Source organism: Kitasatospora purpeofusca (assembly GCF_042691725.1).
Classification (GTDB): Bacteria; Actinomycetota; Actinomycetes; order Streptomycetales; family Streptomycetaceae; genus Kitasatospora; species Kitasatospora purpeofusca_B.
Map to the genome: position 1 here is coordinate 40138 of NZ_CP170484.1, position 19189 is coordinate 59326.

Annotated in this window: 20 protein-coding genes; 5 read left to right on the forward strand and 15 right to left on the reverse strand. The window is 72.4% G+C overall.

The features are described from left to right. Positions 1-32 precede the first annotated feature (32 nt). Positions 33-509, forward strand: coding sequence for a hypothetical protein (locus ACFCLZ_RS38205; RefSeq protein WP_380286538.1), 477 nt, complete (start codon positions 33-35; stop codon positions 507-509). 80 nt (positions 510-589) lie between these two features. On the opposite strand, the gene ACFCLZ_RS38210 is transcribed toward ACFCLZ_RS38205, so the two are convergent. The 5 genes from ACFCLZ_RS38210 to ACFCLZ_RS38230 form a co-directional block, all read right to left on the reverse strand. Beyond that, positions 590-1030, reverse strand: coding sequence for a hypothetical protein (locus ACFCLZ_RS38210; RefSeq protein WP_380286539.1), 441 nt, complete (start codon positions 1028-1030; stop codon positions 590-592). Between the two features lie 29 nt (positions 1031-1059). Continuing rightward, positions 1060-1605 (reverse strand): hypothetical protein, encoded by a 546-nt coding sequence (locus ACFCLZ_RS38215; RefSeq protein ID WP_380286540.1) that lies wholly within the window; start codon positions 1603-1605, stop codon positions 1060-1062. Between the two features lie 107 nt (positions 1606-1712). Further along, positions 1713-2462 carry a hypothetical protein gene (locus ACFCLZ_RS38220; protein ID WP_380286541.1) on the reverse strand — a complete coding sequence of 250 codons (750 nt, stop codon included), beginning with the start codon at positions 2460-2462 and terminating at the stop codon, positions 1713-1715. A gap of 115 nt (positions 2463-2577) precedes the next feature. Next, complete coding sequence (locus ACFCLZ_RS38225) at positions 2578-3084, reverse strand: AAA family ATPase (RefSeq protein WP_380286542.1); 507 nt, start codon at positions 3082-3084, stop codon at positions 2578-2580. A gap of 34 nt (positions 3085-3118) precedes the next feature. Then, complete coding sequence (locus ACFCLZ_RS38230) at positions 3119-3574, reverse strand: hypothetical protein (protein ID WP_380286543.1); 456 nt, start codon at positions 3572-3574, stop codon at positions 3119-3121. 69 nt (positions 3575-3643) lie between these two features. Here ACFCLZ_RS38230 and ACFCLZ_RS38235 point away from each other — a divergent pair, with 69 nt between their 5' ends. From ACFCLZ_RS38235 to ACFCLZ_RS38250, 4 genes are read left to right on the forward strand one after another with little or no spacing between them, the layout of a single operon-like run. Continuing rightward, on the forward strand, positions 3644-5080 hold the full coding sequence (locus tag ACFCLZ_RS38235) for a tyrosine-type recombinase/integrase (RefSeq protein ID WP_380286544.1): 1437 nt from the start codon (positions 3644-3646) through the stop codon (positions 5078-5080). Then, positions 5070-6788: a hypothetical protein gene (locus ACFCLZ_RS38240; RefSeq protein WP_380286545.1), complete on the forward strand. Its 1719-nt coding sequence runs from the start codon at positions 5070-5072 to the stop codon at positions 6786-6788. Before ACFCLZ_RS38235 ends, ACFCLZ_RS38240 begins: the two co-directional genes overlap by 11 nt. Then, on the forward strand, positions 6785-8950 hold the full coding sequence (locus ACFCLZ_RS38245; protein ID WP_380286546.1) for a hypothetical protein: 2166 nt from the start codon (positions 6785-6787) through the stop codon (positions 8948-8950). Before ACFCLZ_RS38240 ends, ACFCLZ_RS38245 begins: the two co-directional genes overlap by 4 nt. Position 8951: 1 nt before the next feature. Next, positions 8952-9404 carry a hypothetical protein gene (locus ACFCLZ_RS38250; protein WP_380286547.1) on the forward strand — a complete coding sequence of 151 codons (453 nt, stop codon included), beginning with the start codon at positions 8952-8954 and terminating at the stop codon, positions 9402-9404. A gap of 2 nt (positions 9405-9406) precedes the next feature. Here ACFCLZ_RS38250 and ACFCLZ_RS38255 read toward each other — a convergent pair whose 3' ends face one another. The 10 genes from ACFCLZ_RS38255 to ACFCLZ_RS38300 form a co-directional block, all read right to left on the reverse strand. Further along, a complete protein-coding gene (locus ACFCLZ_RS38255) occupies positions 9407-9847 on the reverse strand; it encodes a DUF3307 domain-containing protein (protein ID WP_380286548.1) in 441 nt (146 codons plus the stop codon). Then, positions 9844-10143: a hypothetical protein gene (locus ACFCLZ_RS38260; protein WP_380286549.1), complete on the reverse strand. Its 300-nt coding sequence runs from the start codon at positions 10141-10143 to the stop codon at positions 9844-9846. The genes ACFCLZ_RS38255 and ACFCLZ_RS38260 overlap by 4 nt, the downstream gene beginning before the upstream one ends. Positions 10144-10212: 69 nt before the next feature. Then, on the reverse strand, positions 10213-10833 hold the full coding sequence (locus ACFCLZ_RS38265; RefSeq protein ID WP_380286550.1) for a hypothetical protein: 621 nt from the start codon (positions 10831-10833) through the stop codon (positions 10213-10215). A 74-nt stretch (positions 10834-10907) separates the two neighbouring features. Further along, positions 10908-11165, reverse strand: a complete 258-nt coding sequence (locus ACFCLZ_RS38270) for an ATP-binding protein (RefSeq protein ID WP_380286551.1) — start codon at positions 11163-11165, stop codon at positions 10908-10910. A 122-nt stretch (positions 11166-11287) separates the two neighbouring features. Then, entirely contained in the window at positions 11288-13600 is a 2313-nt protein-coding gene (locus ACFCLZ_RS38275; RefSeq protein ID WP_380286552.1) for a helicase HerA-like domain-containing protein, read from the reverse strand. A 10-nt stretch (positions 13601-13610) separates the two neighbouring features. After that, positions 13611-13985, reverse strand: coding sequence for a hypothetical protein (locus ACFCLZ_RS38280; protein WP_380286553.1), 375 nt, complete (start codon positions 13983-13985; stop codon positions 13611-13613). Position 13986: 1 nt separating this feature from the next. Then, positions 13987-16230 (reverse strand): hypothetical protein, encoded by a 2244-nt coding sequence (locus ACFCLZ_RS38285; RefSeq protein ID WP_380286554.1) that lies wholly within the window; start codon positions 16228-16230, stop codon positions 13987-13989. 140 nt (positions 16231-16370) lie between these two features. After that, entirely contained in the window at positions 16371-16949 is a 579-nt protein-coding gene (locus tag ACFCLZ_RS38290; protein WP_380286555.1) for a hypothetical protein, read from the reverse strand. 140 nt (positions 16950-17089) lie between these two features. Next, on the reverse strand, positions 17090-17239 hold the full coding sequence (locus tag ACFCLZ_RS38295; protein WP_380286556.1) for a hypothetical protein: 150 nt from the start codon (positions 17237-17239) through the stop codon (positions 17090-17092). Between the two features lie 139 nt (positions 17240-17378). Next, positions 17379-19124, reverse strand: coding sequence for a DUF2637 domain-containing protein (locus tag ACFCLZ_RS38300; protein ID WP_380286557.1), 1746 nt, complete (start codon positions 19122-19124; stop codon positions 17379-17381). Positions 19125-19189 lie beyond the last annotated feature (65 nt).

Genomic DNA, 19189 nt, shown 5'->3' on the forward strand with positions numbered 1-19189 from the left:
AGCTCCTGAGCCGGGCCTCGGCTCGTAAGGCGGTGGCTTCGGTCATCGCCTCGCACGACCTGAAGACGGCCCGCACGGTGGTCGAGCTGGGTGTCGCTGAAGCGGTCGAGCAGGGGAAGAAGCGCCCCACTGCGGCCCGGCTGGTCGAGCTCGCCGAGGAGTTGACAGCGGCGTCCATCCCCGGGCAGAACACGGGGTCAGAAATTTCTGACCCCGCCCCCAGTGGGCAGAGGTCAGAAATTTCTGACCCCCGATCCGGGGAGCAGCCGGGCGCGGCACAGCTTCGCGACTTGAGCCGCTCAGCGGCTGTGCTGCGGGAGCGGGTGGCTTCACTGATCGCTCCTCGCGCACTGAAGCCCGCGGTGGAGGCTGACCCGGCTGCGGCTCATCGACACCTGGAGGATCTCGAGACTGAGCTGCAGCGCCTCGCCAAGCGCTTGGCGGCCGCCAAGAAGGCGGCGGCTGCGGCAGTCGCGGCCGCTCCGGTGGACGCGGAGATCGTGAGCTGACCGTCAGCGGCGTCTAGAAACACGAAGGGCCCGCCTCCCCCGACAGCGTCGGGGGAGGCGGGCCCTTCGATTTGGTCCGGTCAGACCTGAACGAGAATCCCCGCGCGGTCGAGGCCGATCGCGCGAGCGACAGCGGCGAAGGTCGTCCCCCAGTCGCCCGCGTGGTGGACGGCGCGGTCGTCGATGTAGCAGGCCGCGCCCAGCTTGGTGCTGGTTACGAGTATCGGTCCGCGGGTGGTCCAGTACGCCCTGCCTTCGGACTGATCGACAAAGGCCTCCAGCCCGGAGTACCAGGTGACCCAGTCAGCGACCTCCGGCAGCCAGAGCTCCGGCCGCGCGGTGAAAACGAATACGGCGCACTGCCGGGCGATGGTGCGTAGCGCCTCGATGGCGCCGGGCTGGGGCAGGCCGATGCGGCCTCCCTGCCATCCGCTGTCGACCGTCAGAGTGCCGTCCAGGTCGAAACCGACGGCCTGCGAGGCGGGGCTGTCCGGGCGAGGGGCGATGACGGTGCGGTGCATGCGGTCCTCCATCGGATGTCGGGGCTGGTCTACAGGAAGGTGAGCTGGTTCTCGTCCGGCTCAGGGGCGTCCTCGGTGCGGGCCTCGGCGCGCGCTTCGTCGTGGGCGTCGTCGGTGCGGTCGCAGACCAGGCGGCCGTCGGGGAGCTCGTCCCATTCGCGGCTGCCGACGGCGTCGTCGGCCGCGGCCTCGGGCGAGTCGTGGTGGGGGATGAACTCGTCCTCGACCAGGTCGCCGCAGACGCTGCACTTGGCGGTCCAGCACAGCGACGGGACGGCGGTGCAGGCGCCCGGGCGGGCCGCGCCTTCGCGGCGCCAGGCGTAGCCGTGGTGGAGGACGAGGGCGTGGCTGACGGGCTGGAGCGGGGAGCCGTCGTCGAGGTCGGCGGCCAGGGCGTTGTGCTCGGCGGCGGCCATCAGCGCGGTGGCGAGGTCGGGCATCGGCAGCAGGGCGTCGGGGCCGGTGAGCCACAGCTCCCAGGCCTGCTCCGGGGTGCCGGGGCGCAGCCGCTGGTCGGGGTCGGTGGCGAAGAGGCCTCGGCGGCCGGCCGGCGTGAGGGCGGGGGTGGTCGTCATGTCCGGGTGTCTCCTTCGACGGGTCGGCCCCGGCCCGCTGGGGTGCGGGCCGGGGCCGGGTGGTGGCGGGCGGTCAGGTGGGGCGGGTGGCGGCCGGGAGCGGTCGGCTACAGCAGGCCGGCGGCGTGGGCCTGCACCTCCTGGTCGACGTCCTCCTCGTCGGCCTGGTCGGCCTGGTCGGCCTGGTCGTCGTCGGTGGCCGGGCCGCGGAGTTCGGCGATGGCGAGGTCCCGGCCGATGGCTCGCCACGGGTCGCCGTCCCGCTCCTCCCTGTCGGCGGGCTGCGCCGTATCGGCGGCGGGGGCCTCCAGGAGGACGGTCAGCTCGCCGAGGCTGTTTACCGGGACCGGCCGCTGGTCGTCCTGGAGGAGCAGGTAGGTGCGGCTGTTGTAGCCGTCGCGGCCGGTCGGGCGCGGGACGGCCAGCAGGCGGGCGGTGGGCGTGATCTCGCACGTCGCGGTGCCGTCCGGCTGCCCCTCCCAGTTCTCGGCCTTGGTGAGGGCGCCGTGGCTGTAGTCGAGGCGGGCCGCGCCGGAGGCGGCGCGGTGCGCGGCGTCGGCGCAGGCGTCGGCGGCCAGCTGCTCCCGGGTCGGCGCCGCGGCCGCCGTCCGGACCCCGTGGTGCTCGGCACCGAGGCGACGGCGCAGCGGGGTGAGGGCCTTGTAGGCGTGGTGGTCGGTGAGGATGGCGGCGAGGGTGCCAGCGGCGAGGGCGAGGGTGATGCGGAGTTCGGTCGGGCGGGTGGCGAGGGTGCGGTAGGTGGTGAGGCCGGCGGCGGCGCCGGCGGTGACGGTGGCGATGCTGTCGGCGGTGTCGAGGGCGGTGCGGGCCAGGCGGGTGCGCAGGGTGTCGGTCACGGTGCCTCCGAAGGGGGAGCGGGGTGGGTGCCGGCCGGGCAGCCGCGCCGCGCACCACGGCGCCCCGCCTGCCGGGCCTGGCCGGCACGGGGGCGGGGTGCGGTGGTGGGCAGCGTCAGTGCCCGGTGCGGTGGTGGCGGATCTCGTCCCAGCCCTCACGGGGGAGAAGGTCGCGGGCTGCGCGGGCCATCCGGTGCTGGTAGCGCAGGACGTCCTCGGGCACCCGCGCCTCAGCGGCGCGCCGCGCGTTGCGCGCGAGGCAGTCCGGGAGGGGAAGGTCGAGGTGGATCGCGACGGCCCGGCAGCCGTGCTGGTGCGCCAGCTCCACCAGCTGCAGCCGGTGAGCGGCTTCGGTGGAGGTGTTGTCGACGTAGGTCGTCAGGCCTCGGCGCAGCCGCATGGTGAGGAGGTGGTGCTGGAGGAGGACGGCGTCGGGGGTGGCGCTCTGGTCGCCCGGTTCGGAGACGGCGGCGCGCAGCCGGTCGAGGGAGACGATCTGGTGGGAGGGGATGCCGGCGGCGGCGAGCAGCGTGGTCTTGCCGGAGGCGCTGGCGCCGATCACGGCGACGAGGTCGCCGGCGGTCCGGACGGCGTCCAGGGCTCGGGTCTGGGTGGTCGTCATGCTGGTGGTCTCCCGGGTGGTGTGGGTTGGTGGGTCAGCGGGCGAGGACGGCGGCGGCGAGGGTCTCGAACCCGTGGTGGACGGCACCGTCCATGCAGTACGCGCCGTTCATGCCGTGGTCGGCGAGCCTGTAGAACGCGCCCTTGCCGGTGGCGTCGGCGAACCGCTCCAGGAGGCCGCCCGGGATGCGGCGATCGATCGCGAAGTGCGTCAGTCCGCTGATCGCGAGGGCGGCGGCGACCGGGCCGGGGCGCAGTCGCAGGCCGAGCGCGCGGGCGCCGAGCAGAAGGGCCGCGGCCTGGGTGGCCGAGTAGGTCAGGCAGTGCAAGGCGCAGGCACGGCGGCCGGCGGCGGTGCCGTGCGTCGCGATGACCCGTCCGTCCTCGTCGAGGACCTGGACGGGCGCGGCGTCGGTGGCGCCCTTGGTGCGCGCGCAGTGGTCGGACTGGACGAGGTTTGTTGCTGCTTTGTTGGCGTGTCTCGGATCCATCAACGTCGTTGCCTCTGTGTGGACTTAGCAGGTGGCGGTGGTCGTGTCGTGTCCGTACCGTCTGGACGCGTGTTGGTGCACTACTTCTCTGCCGAGGGCTGGCAGTCCTGGGGCCTGAGTGGCCAGCCGGTCATCCCGGAGCGGATGCCGGTATTGATCGACGACGACTTCCGGTTCGAGGACGAGCTCGGTCCGCGGCCTACGCGGGCGGTCAATGCCTGGCTGCGGACGTTGCCGTCGAGCGGGGCTTCATCTCCGAACTCTTGGAGGGCGTACGCGCTCGCCGCCCGCGACTGGCTGACGCACCTGGGCCGCCACGGGATCGGGGTCTTCGATCAGCGGCAGGAGCTGGTCGCCGCGCTTGGCACGTACGCGGACCGGCGTCTCTCGGGCCCCCTGAACGAGCGTCTGGCCACCGGGTCGTGGGAGCTTCAGGTCACCGCTTTGAGCCGGTTCTACGCCTGGGCCGTGAGTGAGGAGCTGGCGTCGGCCGTGCCGTTCACGATGGCCACGGGCATGCGAATGGTGGAGGGGCGGCTGGTCAGCGGCCAGAGGAATCTAGCGAGGCTTCGCCGGCCGAAGCCGCACGTGAAGATCCAATACCTCGACGCCGACTTCGCTGAGCTGTTCTGCTGGGCACTGGCTGGCCTGGGGCCCGGCGGCATCGAGGACGAGCGGTTCCGCGGCCGCTTCCCGGGTCGAAACGCGGCCATGGGCCGACTCGTCCTGGGCACCGGGATGAGGTCCCGGGAGTTCAGCCACCTGCTGGTCCACGAGGTCCCACCCCTGCCCGGCGAACCGACGACGGTGCCGATCCCCTGGCCGGTGCCGACGCTGGGAGCGAAGGGGAGGAAGCCCCGATCCAGCTGGATCGACTTCGACTCGTTGGCTGCAGTGCACTCCTACATCGATCTGGAGCGCCCGCTCGCCGTCGGCCCGTGGCAGCCTCGGCGCCCGTTGCTGGTGGAGGCCCCGGACCGGTTCGGTGCCAGGATCAACGGACGTTGGACCGCCTGGTCCTCTCTGGCTCCGGCTGAGCGGCTCCGGTTGGTCGGCCCGGACGGCGGCTCGCCGCTGCTCGCACTGAGCTACGGCGGTCGGCCGTTCACGGACTGGGGCACGCTGTTCCTGCGGACCTCGCGCCGCCTGCGCGAGCGGTTCGAGCCACGGTTCCCCGATGTCTCCCCGCACCGATGCCGGCACACGTTCGCCATGGCCACCTTGGAGATGCTGGTGACCGGGCACTACCGGCAGGCCGCCGAGCTGGCCGCGGTCGCGGGCGACGACGCCGGCCTGGCGTTCTACCTGCTCAAGGCCGACCCGCTGCTGATCCTGCGGGATCTGCTGGGGCATTCGAGCGTGACGACGACCGAGGTCTACCTCAAGCGCCTGGATGTGAACCGGATCTACCGCGCGGCCTGGGAGAAGGCTCGCGGCGAGGTCGGGCCGGACGTCCTGGCCGAGGTCGACGCCGAGTTCGAGGGGTTGTTCGCCAATGCCTGCTGAACTGATCCGCGATCCGCTGGGCACAGTGGTCTCACTTCCTGGACATGAGCCGTTCTCGCTGGACCTGAGTGATCTGCCGAACCTGCTTCTCGCCGCTGACCTGGTCGAGGGACTGGCGGGGTCGGTGCACCCGAACGGTCCTTTGACCAAGCCGAGTTCGGTGCGGAGCTTCGAGAGTTCGTTGCGGCGGATGGTCCGCGACTTCACGAAGGACGGCTTCACCGGCTCCGCTGCCGACCTCACCCGGGCCGCCCTCATCAGCTACTGGCTTCGGTCCCACTACCTGGTCGAATACCGCACCCGGCAGATGCTGCGGGCCCTGGAGACAGGGCGGCCGGTGCTGACCGAGCCGGTGCGCCAGATGGTCTTCGGCGTCAACTTCACCCGGCCCGCGCCACATCGTCCGCTGGCCGCCTACCAGCCCGCGGAGTGGCAGCGGCTGGTCGCCGCTTGCCGCGACGACATCCGCCTTCACTGGGGCCGGCACCAAGAGATGACTGCCCTGGCCGAGGCAGGCCGTGATCCGGCCCACGCGGGGTGGTCCGACCAGAACGGCGCCTGGTTGATGGCTCGGCTGGGACCGGCCAGCGCGGAGGCCGTCGCCAGTCACGTGGGCCTGACCAGGTCGGCGTTCGAGAAGCGCTACGGCGGGATCCGCCACCTGAGGTCGGCCCTGTTCCCCAGCAACCTGCAGGCGGCGCCCTACCTGCTGCTGATGGGCGCCTGGACCGGCATCGTCCCGGACGGCCTTGCCGGCATCGGGCTGGGCGACATCCAGTGGAGCGGCCGGCAGGCGATGCTGTTGAACTACACCAAGGGCCGCACGGCGGAGGAAAGCCTGGTGCTGTCGCCACGGGCGAGCGCGCTGCTGCACCAGTGGCTGCAGCACAGCGCGCTTCTGCGCCGACATGCCCCGTCCGAACTGCGTGACCGGGTCTGGATCGCAACGAACAGCCAGGTCCGCATCTGCCCCACCTACGCCGGGGACTGGGTGCTGCGGCGATGGGTGGCCAACCACGGCCTGAGCGGGGAGAACGGGGAGCCCCTGAGTATCGACCGCCGCCGCCTGCGCACGACGTTCATCGCCCAGCGAGGACAACGGCAGTGGTCGCTGCGGGCCACCATCGACCCGAACCACTCGCCCCAGGTCGAGGGAGACCACTACTTGGAACCGGCCACACCGGCCCAGCGCGCGGTGGTCGAGGAGATCATCAGCGACGCGCAAGCCGACCTGCTGCGGCGGGCGACCGCCCCGGCGGTGGTGGACGAAGCCACGACGGCCGCAGCCCTGCCCGACGAGGTCCAGCGTCTGGGGCTGGGCGGGGAGGCCCTGGCCGAGCTGATGTCGGGGCAGCGAGACGTGTTCACCGCCGCCTGCAGCGACCTCCTGGCCGGCCTGCACGGCCCCAAGGGCAAACCGTGTCCGGCTCGGCCCTGGGTCTGCCTACTCTGCCCGCTGGCCGTCTTCGCGCCGCGGCACCTGCCCAACCTGCTTCGGCTGAAGGGGTACTTCGCCCGGCAGTTCCGCGCGATGCCGCGTGAGCAGTTCGCCGTGGTCTTCGCGCCCTACGCGCACCGCCTCTCCTCCCAGATCCTGCCGCGCTTCCCGGAGCCCGCCGTCACCGCAGCCCAAGGGGAAGTCCGTGACCGCGACGACGAACTCCCGCTACGGGCTGAAGAGTTGACCCAGGGAGGTGCTGGCCGGTGAGCGTTCCCGCCTTCGGGTCCTACAGCGGGTCGGTCTTCACCGGCGCCGACATCGCCGCGACCGCGGGCATGCGCTGGCACCCCGGCGCCGCGCGGCCGAAGTTCGAGGACCAGGTGTGGTCCCTGGCGGGCTGGGCCGACGCCCCGATCCAGATGAAACCCACCGAGAAGACCTGGGACTTCGCCGAAATCCGCTATCCCGGATGGCAGTTGGTGGCGAAGGAGCTCGCGCTGGCCTGGCTCGCGTCGCGCGATGAACGGGTCCTGGCCCTGCCCCGGGCACGTCGCATCCCGCGCCACCCCCGCACGATCTGGGCCCGGCTCTACCACCTACGGTTCTGGCTGAACTGGTTGCACGAGCGCCGGATCCACACCCTGGCCTCGGTCACCCAGGACCACTGCACCGCGTTCCTGCACGAGTACGGCTTCGTGCTGGACAAGAACGGAGACGTGATCCGCCCCAAGGCTCCGAATGGCCTGCGGACCGTGGTGTCGGCCATGCAGGAGATCGCCGACTACGGCGATCTCCTGCATGGCGACCGCTACCACCGTGGCTTCCGCCCGTGGGGCACCACCTCCCCGCGCGAGGTGGTCGGAGCGCCGGCCCGTCCCGACTTCGAGGCCAAGACGGCCCCGCTGCCGGACGAGGTCCTCGCCCCGCTCTTGACGGCATGCCTGCAGGTGATCGACGTGCTCGGCCCGCACATCCTGGACCTACGGCAGGCTCTTCGCGAAGAACGCCGAAAGCAGGACAGCGTCCCGCTGGTTGCCCGCAGCCTTCACGACGCGGGCCAGCTCCGGGACCTGCTGGACCGACGCCTGGCGATCGGCGAGCCCCTGCCCGAGCAGGAGAAGGGCGCGGTCAAACGGCGGCTCCAGCAGGGCTGGGATCCGCAGGATCCGCTGCTGCGGCTGAACTTCAGAAGCCTGCTCCGGCCGGCCGGTCACCGCGACATCGCGAGGAAGGTTCAGGCCAGTTGCCGTCCGATGCTTGAGGACGCGGTCGCCCGCCTCGGCGTCGCCCATCTCTGGGGTCGCGACGCGGCCCTGGTTCCCCGGGCGGACACCGGTGAACTGGTCCCATGGACACTGCCGCTGCCCGCTCTCGCGGCGGACGCCGTCGCCCGGATCGGTGCTCACGCCTGCCTGGTCACCACCAGCGCGCTGACCGGCATGCGGTCCAGCGAGCTGATGGAGCTGGCCGGTGGGTGCCGTCGACCGATGGAGGAGACCGCCCCCGGGCTTGGTCGCCATCTGATCGCAGGGAAGGTCATCAAGGGACGCCGGTGGGGCGGCGAGGCCGATGAATGGGTCGTCCTGGACGAGGTCTTCCGGGCGATCGGGCTGGCTGAACAGCTCAACGACGTTCAGCCCGGCCAGTCCATCTTCGGGCATTTCCAGTTCGACTACGGCGCCATCCGCTGGTTGCGACGGTGGGTGAACTCGCCCGCCGGCCAGCGCCTGGGGCTGAGCCCGATCCCGGACGAACCGATCCACCCGCGGCGGCTGCGGCGCACCCTCGCCCTGGAGATGGCGGCCCGGCCAGGCGGTCTGCTGGCCGCGAAGGTGCACTTCAAGCACCTGACCGTCGTCACCACCGAGGGCTATGCCCACCGACCCGGCGGAGCCCAGGCCGTGTTCCACCACGAATGGAAAACTGCCGAGGCCAAGGAGAAACTCGCCCGCACCGTCGAGGTATTCAGGCAGTTCCAGGAAGGCCGGCTGCCCGCCGGGCCCGGCGCCGAAGCGCTCCTTGCCTCCTTCCGCTCCGTCGAAGAGGAACTGGCCCAGCACGACGCCGGGCCGGCCAAGGCCGTCAGCGACCGCCAGATCGAGCTGCTGCTGAAGGGCAAGGCCGCGACACTCCACCTGGGAGTGGCGAACTACTGCTGGTTCGAGGACCCGGCCAAGGCGCTGTGTCTCAAGCTGGCCGGGGCGAAGTCCGCGTCCGCGCCGCTGACCGGGATGTGTGACAGCGGGCGGTGTCCCCAGGCGACCCATCACATCGGCCACCGGCAGGTCTGGCAATCGGCTGCCGACAACGCCACCGCGCTGCTGGCCAGTCCGCGCATCCCGCCCGGCGAGAAGACACGACTGCGGGCCGAGCACGAGCGCGCCCAGCGGATCCTCGAAGAGATCGACAAGGCAAGAGGGGAGGAATGAGATGGCACTCAGCCAGGACCAACGCGAGCACACCGAACGACGCATTCGCGAGGCGATGGACCGACTGTTGCGCGGCCAGATCCCGACCAACGGTGGCTGCGACGTCAAGACGCTCGCGCGTGAAGCGGGGATCTCCCGCGCGGCTCTATACCGCACCTGGGGCCACCTTAAGGAGGAGTTCGAACGACGACGGGCGGCTGCCTGGGCGGCGGGTCAACAGCCCGATCCTCGTCAGGCCCGGATCACGAGCCTGCGGGAGGTCAACAGCCGACTCACCGCGAAGCTCGCTCGCACCAACACCGAGCTCCAGCAGCTCAAGGCGGCCCATCAGCTGGTCCTGTCGGTGCTTGCCGCCACCGACGACGAACTCCAGCGAGCTCGCCGCCGGCTCGCCCAATCCGAGCGGGACCAGGCGAACAGCGGCGACCGCGTCATTCCTCTGCACCGTCGCTGACATCAAATGAGCGCGATCAGCAGTGCCGAGATCCACAGGCAAAAGACGTGTTGAGCCTGGTCGACGGAGTATCGCCCCTGAGGAGACTTGGCGAACTCGCCGCTGCCGGTCTTGACCATCCACGCCCGCACCGGCCACCGGCGGTCCCAGAAACCGTGCGTCACGGCGGAGAAACCGATCCCAGCCGCTGCCCCAGCCAAGCTGACGGGCAGGTCGAGCAAGACCACCGTCACCGCGAGCATCACCGCCATGACCAGGTGATAGACGGCAACGTGCGCGATCAGCGCGCGCCACGACTCAGCCGCCGTCGGAGGGCTCTCCGCCTCTTCTTCCGGGCGGCCCTTCCGGGCTGCCCATCCATCGGTCTGCCAGCAGTGATCGGCCCAAACATGGGCCGCGAAGAGCACCGCGAACACGGCGGCGAAGACGCTGGCCCCGGTCATGCCGCAGCCACCCCCATCGCCCAAGCGGGTGCATTCCGGATCACGAGGACAACGGTCTCGAAGCGCGACACACGCGGAACGGACTGGCCACGCCGCCTCCGTCGACGTGGCCTGGTGACCGAGACACGCGTGGAGGTGGACACAAGCAATGCAGCAATAACCCAGTGGTCGCCGATGTCCGCCCCGGCGCGCAGCAGGGCGTAGGCGGCGGCGAAGCGGGCGGTGCGGGCGGTGTTCATGGGTACCTCCGGATCGTGGTCGGCCGGACGGCCGGCGCCGCGCACCATCGCGTCCACCGTCCCGGCCTGGCTGGCACGGGGGCGGTGGACGCGATGGTGAGCAGCGTCAGCACCCGGGCGGGGTGGTCAGTGGTCCTGTTCGCCGGGGGAGGGGCGGGTGCGGGGGTCGTGCCAGCAGACGCGGGTGTGGCCGATGGCTTCGGTGACGTAGCCGGTGCGCATCAGGGAGCCGGATCGGTTGATGCGGTAGCGCAGCTCGTTGAGCATGTGGGCCATTTCCGCCGGGTCGGTGGGGTCGGCGGTGCCGGGGAGCGGGGGTTCGACGACGTCGCGGCCGACGTGCCGGTGGGTCAGGGTGACGTGCGCGCCGAGGTCCTGGAGAAGTCGGCCGGTCTCGCGGCCGACGGCCACACTGCGGTGCCTTCCACCCCGGCAATACAAGTGGATACGGATCGGCTCGCCGGGCAGCGCGACGTACTGGGCCAGGGCCCGGCGGGCGGTGCGGTCGGCGATCTCGCGGGCGCCGGGGGTGTCCAGGACGTAGTCGAGGACGTGCTGGTCGAGGCCGGTGGAGCGGATCATCTGCTCGCGGACCTGCGGGTCTTCGGGCGGGTTGCGCAGGGCGGTGGTCAGGTCGACGGTGATCGCGTCGCCGGGCGGCGGGTCCTGGTGGAGGGTGCCGTAGGTGGTGACCTCGACCTCGAAGGGCGTGGCGGCGAGGTGGTCGTCCCAGGTCGTCGTGCTCAACACGTTCTCCGATCCGATCTGGTGGTGGCGCCGGCCGGGCGGCTGGCGCGGTGGTGGGCGGCGTCAGCGTCCGGTCAGGCCGTGGTGCCAGCGGGGTCGGCGTGGGCGGTGCTGCCCGCGGCGGCGCGCTCGCGGGCGAGGTCGAGGAGCTGGTCGAGCATGCGCTCGGCGCCGTCGAAGTCGGTGTGCCGGTCGGCGGTGGTCAGGCTGTCGCGCCGGGGCTCGATGGCCCAGGTGGTCGCGGTGGGGTCGGCGGCGGCCTGGGCGATCAGCTGCTGGAGGGTGTGGGTCTTGCCGGAGCCGGTGGGGCCGACGATCAGGTGCGTGGACATGCGGGTCCTCTCGGTAGGATTTCCGCCGCCGACGGCGGGACAGTGGGGTGGTGCGGGTCCGGGAAGCGGTCCGCCCGCCCGGCCGGGAGTGGCGGGGCGGGCGGGTCCGACTGGTGACGGGGTCAGAGGCTGTCGGCGAACTCCGGCTGCGGCACGCCGCCCGGGTCGCCGCTCATCGGCAGCGGCAGGCCGTACTCGCCGGCGCCGCGGCGCACCAGGTCGCCGGCGCGGGCGAGGTCGGAGCAGGCGTTGAAGACGGTCTTGCGGGCGGCACCGACGATCGTGGTGAGCGCCTCCACGCTGAGGTACATCACCTCAAGGTTCATGGGGTCGCGGTGGTCGGCGAGGACGCGCAGGATCTTCTCCTTCGCGGTCGGCTCCTTGGTGAGGACGGCCGGTGCGGGGCCGGGCTCCCACGACGCACCGTCGCCGCCGCCGTCGCCGGTGGTGGTGGGGTCGATGAAGGTGGCGGCGATCTCGTCGCGGTCGTCCCAGCCGGGGAAGTCGGCCGGCACGCGGATGTCGTCCGGGTCGAACAGGCCGGCGGCGGACTCCAGGATCCAGGCGCGCATCATCTCGGCACGCTCGTCGGGGCCGACGACGTAGCCGACGCCGAAGGTGCGGCGCGGGTCGTCCTCGGGGACCGTCGGGTCGTAGATGAGCGAGTCGTCGCCGCCCGGCCAGAACGGCGGGATCCTGGACGGGTCGGCGCCCTCGAAGGAGTCCGGGAGGTCGACGCGGTGCTTCTGCGCCCCGTCGGAACGCAGCAGGACGAGCGCCCCGCCGTAGAAGACGTTGTCCCGGATCGAGGTGTCGGAGCCCATCTTGTTCAGGTTCAGGATCTGGCCGCACAGCACCATCGCCATGCCGAGCGAGCGGCCCTGCTCGGCGATCGCCGCGACGATCGCCGCGGCCTCGTCCATGTGCGGGCTCTTGTCCCCGAGGAGCTGGGCGAACTCGTCCAACACGACCGCGATGTAGGGCATCTCGTCGGAGGCGACGAAGTTCTTCATCCTCAGCCGCTGGGACTGGGCGATGCGGTGGAGCAGGATCGCGTACGCCACTCGCAGGGCGCCCATCGCGCCGTCGCGCCCGCAGCCGCCATAGCCGGCCATGTCCTCGATATCGGGGTTGGAGCTGCCCTTCGGGTCGGCGTAAATGATCGCCACGCCGTTGACGTGGTACGAGAGGCACAGCAACTGCAGGACGCCGCCCTTGCCGGAGCCGGTGACACCGGCGACCAGCGCGTGGCGGGCACCGCCCTTCGGGTCGAACAGCTGCACCCTGGCGGGGCGCCCCGAGATGCCGGTGCCCAACTGGACGAAGCCGTTGTCATTCGCCAGCAGGGCCTCGACACCGGGCAGGGGCGTGCCGCTCTCCAGCGGCGAGCGCTCCATCATCCGGAATTTGGCCCGGCGCGGGTCCTGCGTCGGCTCGAAGGAGACGAGCAGCGCCGTAGTGCGCATCGCGCCGGCGAGCTGGTACGGGTCGGGCACGGCGACGGTGTCGGTGTCGTCGTCGGCGACCACCCAGGCGGCGACGCCGCCGGTGGCCGGGTCCTCCACCAGACCCTCCAGCCGGGTGCCGGGCACACAGCCGCCCCGGCGGGCGACCCGCTGCAGCCACATCCGCTCCAGGAACCCGTGCTGTTCCTGGCCCGCGGGCGGGGGAACCAGGTCGACACGGATGTGCCGGGAGCTGGTGTGGAGCCCGTCGCTGATGGTTACCCAGTCCGGCGGGACGCGGTAGACACCGGAGACCGTCTCGGGGGTGACGGTGACCGGCCGGCCCGGCGCGGCCTCGATCACGCCTTCCCACGCCTGGGGGCTGTAGCCGGTGAGGGCCAGGTGCTGGCCCTGCGCCGCGCCGTACTCGCCGGAGATGTGCGCGTGCCAGCGCTCCAGCACCCGCCGGACCTCCGGCGGCAGGGCGGGCTCCGCCGGCCCTGCCGCGGCCGGCGCGCTGGTGGGGGGCTTGGCGGTGGCCAGGACGCGGCGCAGGGAGAACGCGACCAGACCGACCGAGCCCCACCAGACGGCGGAGACGAATCCCGCGACGGAGGGCATGGTCATCCAGCCCGCGGCCAGGGCGTCGATGCCGGGCAGGCCGCTGACGGTGGCGGTCGCCGCCGCGGTCGCCGTGGCGACGGCCGAGACGAGCATCGGCCGGCGGTGGGCGCGCAGGATGTCCCCGCCCGGCACCGCATCCAGGGCCCGGTCGGACAGCCAGCCGGCCGCGTTCGCGCCGGCGACCAGCACCGGAGCCGCGAGGAACGTCGAGACGGTGGTGGCGGCCTGCGCGTCGAGGAACGGCATCACGCCCGCGGTGACCAGCGGGGCGGCGACCTCGGCGAGCGCGAACGCCTTCTCACGCGACGCCTTCGCCACCGGCACGGCAGCGGACGCGGTCTCGGGGGTGATCTCGGGGGTGCTCATCGCTGCTCTCCTATTCCTGGGAGTACCACGTGCGGTCGGCCATGGGGACGGGGGCGACATCGCGGGCCTCCTGGATGCCGTCGTGGTCGGTGCGGGCCTGCGTCTCGGCGGCCGCGGCGCTGCGGCCCGCCTCCTGGGCGCAGGTCGCGTAGGCGATCGCCGCGTTCGACATGCCCTGCATGATCTTCGAGACCTCGGCGGTCTCGGCCACGGTGGCGGCGTCGACCTTCAGGTGAGCGATCTGCTCGGAGATCCGGTAGGTGTCGGCGGCCTCGTCCTTCTGCGCCTTGGCCAGGTCCTGGAAGGCGGCGGTATCGCGCCGCACCTCCCGGGTGAGCCTGCGCACCTCGCGCACGAGTTCGCGGTAGGTCAGTCCTGCGGCCATGTCAGCCTCCCTGCTGGTCGGTGTAGAACTGGCGCTCGGCGGGCGTGGTGAGGGGGCTGTCGACCACGGCCTGGAAGATCCCGCCGTGGCGCACCCACACGTTGGCGGACAGCACCTTGACGGCCTCCGCGCCGCGGACCGCGGTGTTCTCCGCCGCCAGGGACCGGACCTGGAGGTCACGGACCTGCTCGGCGAGCCGGTGCAGCTTGGTGACCAGGGCCACCCCGCCCCGCACGCTCTTGGCGTCCTGGGCGAGCTTCTCGGCATGCATGGCGTGGCTCGTGGCGTGTTCGCGCGCGGTCTTGCTGTCCTCGGCGATCTGCGCCAGCACCGCCGTCTTGGCCTCCAGACGCTGCTCGAACTGCCGTAGCGTGCGCACTTCGCCGCGGCTCATCGTGTGGTGCTGGGTGTCGGGACCCGTGCCGGACGTGAACGAGATGCTCTCCGCGCCGACGGCGATGTCGCGCACCGGGACGGGGCGCGGGCCCGACGCCGGACGGCTCGGGGACGCAGGCGCCGGCGGTTGCGGGGCGGCCACAGGCGCAGAAGTTGCCTGGGCCGGCGCCGTCGGCTTCACGGGAGCCGCGGGCGCGGCCTGGGGCGGTGCCACGGGCTGCGGGGGATGTGCCGGCCTGGGCGGGGTGGTCGGCTTGGGCGGCGTCGTCGCGGTGCTGCCGGTCGGGGCGTTCTTCTTCGCCAGGTCGGCGGTGGAGCCGTTCACCGGCGTCATTGCCGGGCCCGGGGGAGCGGCAGGGGCTTGCAGAGTCGTCATGGTCTTCCTCTCGGCCGTGGCCGCACCGTTCGGCGGCTGCGGCACGGCGTCCGGTGCCTGCGGGCCCGCGGTGCCGGACGGTGCGGCAGATCCGGCCGGCGTGGGCGGGTTGGTCGGGCTGATGGGCTTCCGCTTCACGGCGGAGGCCGGATCGGCCGGGTCTGCGGGCTCCGCAGCGGGGGCCGGAGCGGTCGGCGGGGCGGGCTTGGCCTGCGGAGTCGTGGGGGCGGCCGGGCGGCGGGTGCCCGCGGCCGCTCTGGCGTGCTCCTTCTCCTCCACCGTCTTCGCTCCGGTGAACTTGCTGTCCAGGCCCTTCGCGCTCGCGTCGGCACCTGCGGGAGCGGCGGCCCCTTGGCCGGGCGGCTTCGCCTCGGGCGCCGTGCCGGCCGAGTCCTTGGGCGTGGTCGCGGCACCGGTCCTCTTGGGGCGATCGGGCTTGGGCTCAACGGCCGGCTTCGCGGCATCGGACGTGCCGGTCGGGTTGTCCGGGCCCGGGCGTTTGGGCGTCTTCGCCCCGCCGCCGGCGGGCGGGGTGTCCGGGCCGGGCCGGTCCGCGCCCGTGGTCCTGGGGGCGGTGTCCCGGGAGGAGGACGTCTTCGACGCCTTGTCGTCGCGGTGGTTCTTGTCGTCACTGCTGGTGCGGGCAGCGGTGTCGTTCTTCGCGGACCGCGCGCCGGACGTCTTCGTGTCCGTGCTGTCGCGCCGGTCGGTACCGGATTTGGACGCGGCGTCGGCCTTGGTGCTCTTCAGGTCGGCGGTCTTGGTGTCCCGGGTGTCCTTGCTGTCCTGGCCGGTCCGCGACGCGGAGTCCGTCTTCGCGGTCTTGGTGTCGGCGCTCTTCGCGTCGGTGGCGTCGGTCTTCTTGACGTCCCGGCTGTCCTTGCCCTGGTGCTGGCTGGTCTTGGTGTTCAGGTCGGCGGTCTTGGCCTCACGCTGGGAGCGGCTGTTCGCCGTGCTCTCGTTCTTGGCGATCCGGTCCGACTTGCCGTTGTTGGTGTTGGTGGTGTTGGTCGAGGTCCCGGAGACCCGGGTCTCCTTGACGTCGTGGGACTTCTTGACCGTGGTGGCCGTGCCGGTGCGGCCCAGCCGCTGCGCCAGGGCCCGCACGAGGGCGCCGAGCGGGCCGTCGCGGCGCTCGTCCTTGCCGTCGGCCGCGGCCGCGGTGCTCCTGCTGCCGGTGCTCTCGCCGCCCTTCGCCGTGCCCTTAGCGCCGTCGGTGACGGTCGGCGCGTCGAGGTCGGCGGTAGTGCCGATCACGGTGGCGGGGCGGGCCGGCTGGACGGGCGCGAGGAGCTGCGCGAGGGGGCTCGGCGCGGGCACCGGCGCCGGGTTCACGGACACCGGTTCCGCCCCGGCCGTGGCTGCCGGGGGCGGGGTCGAGGCGCCGGCGCCGGCGGTGTCGGCGGGCACCGCAGGCACCGTCGGCGGGCGGCCGGGCGGCGGCGGGACGGCCGGGGCGGCGGGTGTCGCCATCACAATCTCCTTACTCTCAGTGACTTCCCTTCCTTTCCTTTCCCGGCCACAGAATGGCTTCCCGAGGCCGTGGCCTGGGTCTGGGAACGCGGGAAAGCGTTCCCAGACCGGGAAAGGAAAGGAAAGGAAGTTACGGACCGCTACTTACGGGCGAAGTTCCTCTTCAGCCAGCCGCCGGCCACGAGCACGCCCGCGCCGCCGAGAACCACCAGGCCCACCACCGAGTTCGACGCGCCGTCACCGCCCTCTGCGGTACCCGGCGCGGCCACCGTGCGGGAGGTGTTGACCATGCCCGGGGAGTCCACCGCCGGGTAGGCCTTCCCGCAGTCGGAGATCGCGTTGTAGGCGCCGCCGGCCTTCGCGACGCAGGCCTGGACCGCCTCCCGGCGGGCCCGCTGCGCGTCGCTCTCCACGCCGCCGGTCTTCGCCGTCTCGGCCGCCAGCGAGGCGTCCTGCTTCTGCCGCTCCAGCTCCACGCGGGAGGCGTCCAGGGCGATCTGCGCCCGCCTCACCTCGGCGTCGGCCTCGGTGGCGGCGTAGTGGGACCAGGCGACCATCCCGGTCGCCACCAGGACGACCGCCCCGCCGACCAGGCCGGCCTTCGCCAGCGGGGACAGTCGGGCGTTGGATGCGTAGGCGCCGTGCAGCGGCGGTGTCTTCCAGGACGGGATGCTGCTGATGTCGTATGCGGGGTCGTTGTAGACCGACTCGTCGGCCATGACGTGCTCCTTCTCAAGGATCTGAACGGGGTGGTGCTCGGCGCCGGGGCCGGACGCCTTGTCCGGCCGCCGGAAACACCCCAGGTCGGGGCGTGCCGGCGGCCGGCCGAGAGGCCCGGAACAAGGGGGCGGGCGGCTTGTCAGCGGCGGCGCAGCCGGGGGTGGCACCACCGGCAGTCGGGGCCGTGGTCGCGCTCACGGGCGTGGACCAGGAACAGCGGGGTGACCACGGTCAGGGCGACGACCAGGGCGACCAGCGCGAGGCCGGCCAGGTAGAGCAGGGTGTTCATCGGGGGAGCTCCTTCGCTGGGGTTGTGCTCGGTACGGTGGTGCTCGGCGCTTCGGCGCCTTCGGCGGTCACCAGGGCGAATCCCGCGCCCTGGTGGCCACCGGAGAGGCCGGCACTCTCGCGGCCATCCCGGGTGCCGGTCAGGGCCGGTAGCCGGAGGCGAGCAGCTCGATGGCCTCCTGGCGGTACTCGGAGGCGGTGGCGGAGGAGGAGACGTCCAGCGCGGCGTGGATTTCGGCGAGGGGCACCAGTTGCTCGGCCGAGGCCGAGTCGGGGTTGGCGGCGTGGGCGGTGAGGATCATCCGGGCGACCCGGCGAACTGCCCGCTCACGCGGCTTGAGCTTGGCGACATCCTCCGTTTCGACTGCGGCCAGCTCGATTTCGGCGGCAGCCCGACGCGTTTCGGCAGCGGCCCGGAGGGCTTCGGCGGCGTCGAGTTTGGACCGCTCGGCGGCTGCGAGAGCGGCCTCCTGGAGCGCGCGTTCCTCGTCGGCGCGGCGGTTCGTTTCGGCGGCGACTCGGCGGGTTTCGGCGACGGCCTTCTGCGTTTCGGCGGCGGCCTGGTCCGCTTCGAGGGCGGCGAGCCGGGCTTCGGCAATGGTCTGCGTCTCGATCGCCTCTGTCTCGGCGGTGGCGATCCGGTCGGCCTCCGCGGCCTGCCGGCGCTCCTCTGCTGCCAGGCGCTCCAGCTCGGCCGCCCGCAGGTCCAGGGCGGCCGTCGCCTCCCGCTCGGCGGCCTCCTGGTGCTCGGCGGCGGCGGTGCGGACGCGGGCCTCGGCAACCAGCGCCGTCTCCAGCGTCTGCTCCTCCAGCGCTGCGGCCCGCTCGGCGGCGGTGGTCCGGGCCCTGGCGTTCGCGCGGGCCTGCCCGACCTCGCCCTCGACCTCGGCCTCGACCTTCGCCAGATCACCGGCGGCGCGCACCGCCTCGGCATTTGCCCTGGCCTGCGCCTTCTTGCGGCGTGTCTCGGCCTCCAGGCGGCGGCGCTCCGCCTCCTCCTCGCGGGCCTCGGCGTCGCGTTCCTGATCGGCCGGCATGGCCAGCGCCTGGGCGACGGTGTAGCCGTGGGGCGCCATCGTCATCGGCAGCAGCTCGTCCTCGGTGGCCGCCTCCAGGTCACCGTCGTGCTTGCGCCTGAGCCACAGCTCATAGGCGATCAGGTCCTGCTCACGGCGGACCATCTCCGGGTAGGAGTGCACGTCGTACAACCGCATCCGCCGGTAGAGCCGGGACGTCGAGGGCAGCGCCAGGACCCAGCGGATCAGCGGGATGGAGTCCCGCTCGGCACGCTCGGGGCGCACGACGCGGTCGATGGAGGTGCGACCGACGTCGACCACCATGATGAACAGCACCGGCACCGTGCCGTGGGCACCGGTGGCAACGAAGTCCAGCAGCTGCCAGGCCCGGCCCTGCGGAGCGGCGCTGGCGGCGTTGAGGACGACGGTCGCGGCCGTGAGCAGCCACACCGGGTAGCGGATCCAGCCGATGGGGCGCTTGAGCCAGGCCATCAGCAGGTCGACCGCGATCATCACCATGATCCCGGTGTCGACACCGACCGCGAACAGCTTCCCCTGGTCGAGAGTGGCGAAGTGCAGGCGCTCGTGCGCGAAAGCGGCGACGTGCCCGAAGCTGAGGTACAAGCCGATGCCGGCCAGCGCGAGCGCGGCCGCCACGATCCCGGCCGCCGCAACCTTCTGCGGGGTGCTCAGGACTCCGGCCGCCGGCGTGGGCGAAACGGGATCGGCCGTCTCCGAAACCGTCTGGCTCGGGGGCGAAACGCTGCCGGGTGCCGCCGAAACCGGTGTCGGTGGTGCCGAAACGAGGCCCGGCGCGGAGCGCTGCGGGCCGGGCAGGGCCGCCGTCGGCGGCAGGTCGGTGATCGTCACGAGGGCCTCCGGAAGGCTCGTTCAGGTGGGTCCGAAACGGCGGCCGCTGCTCCCGAAACGATCCC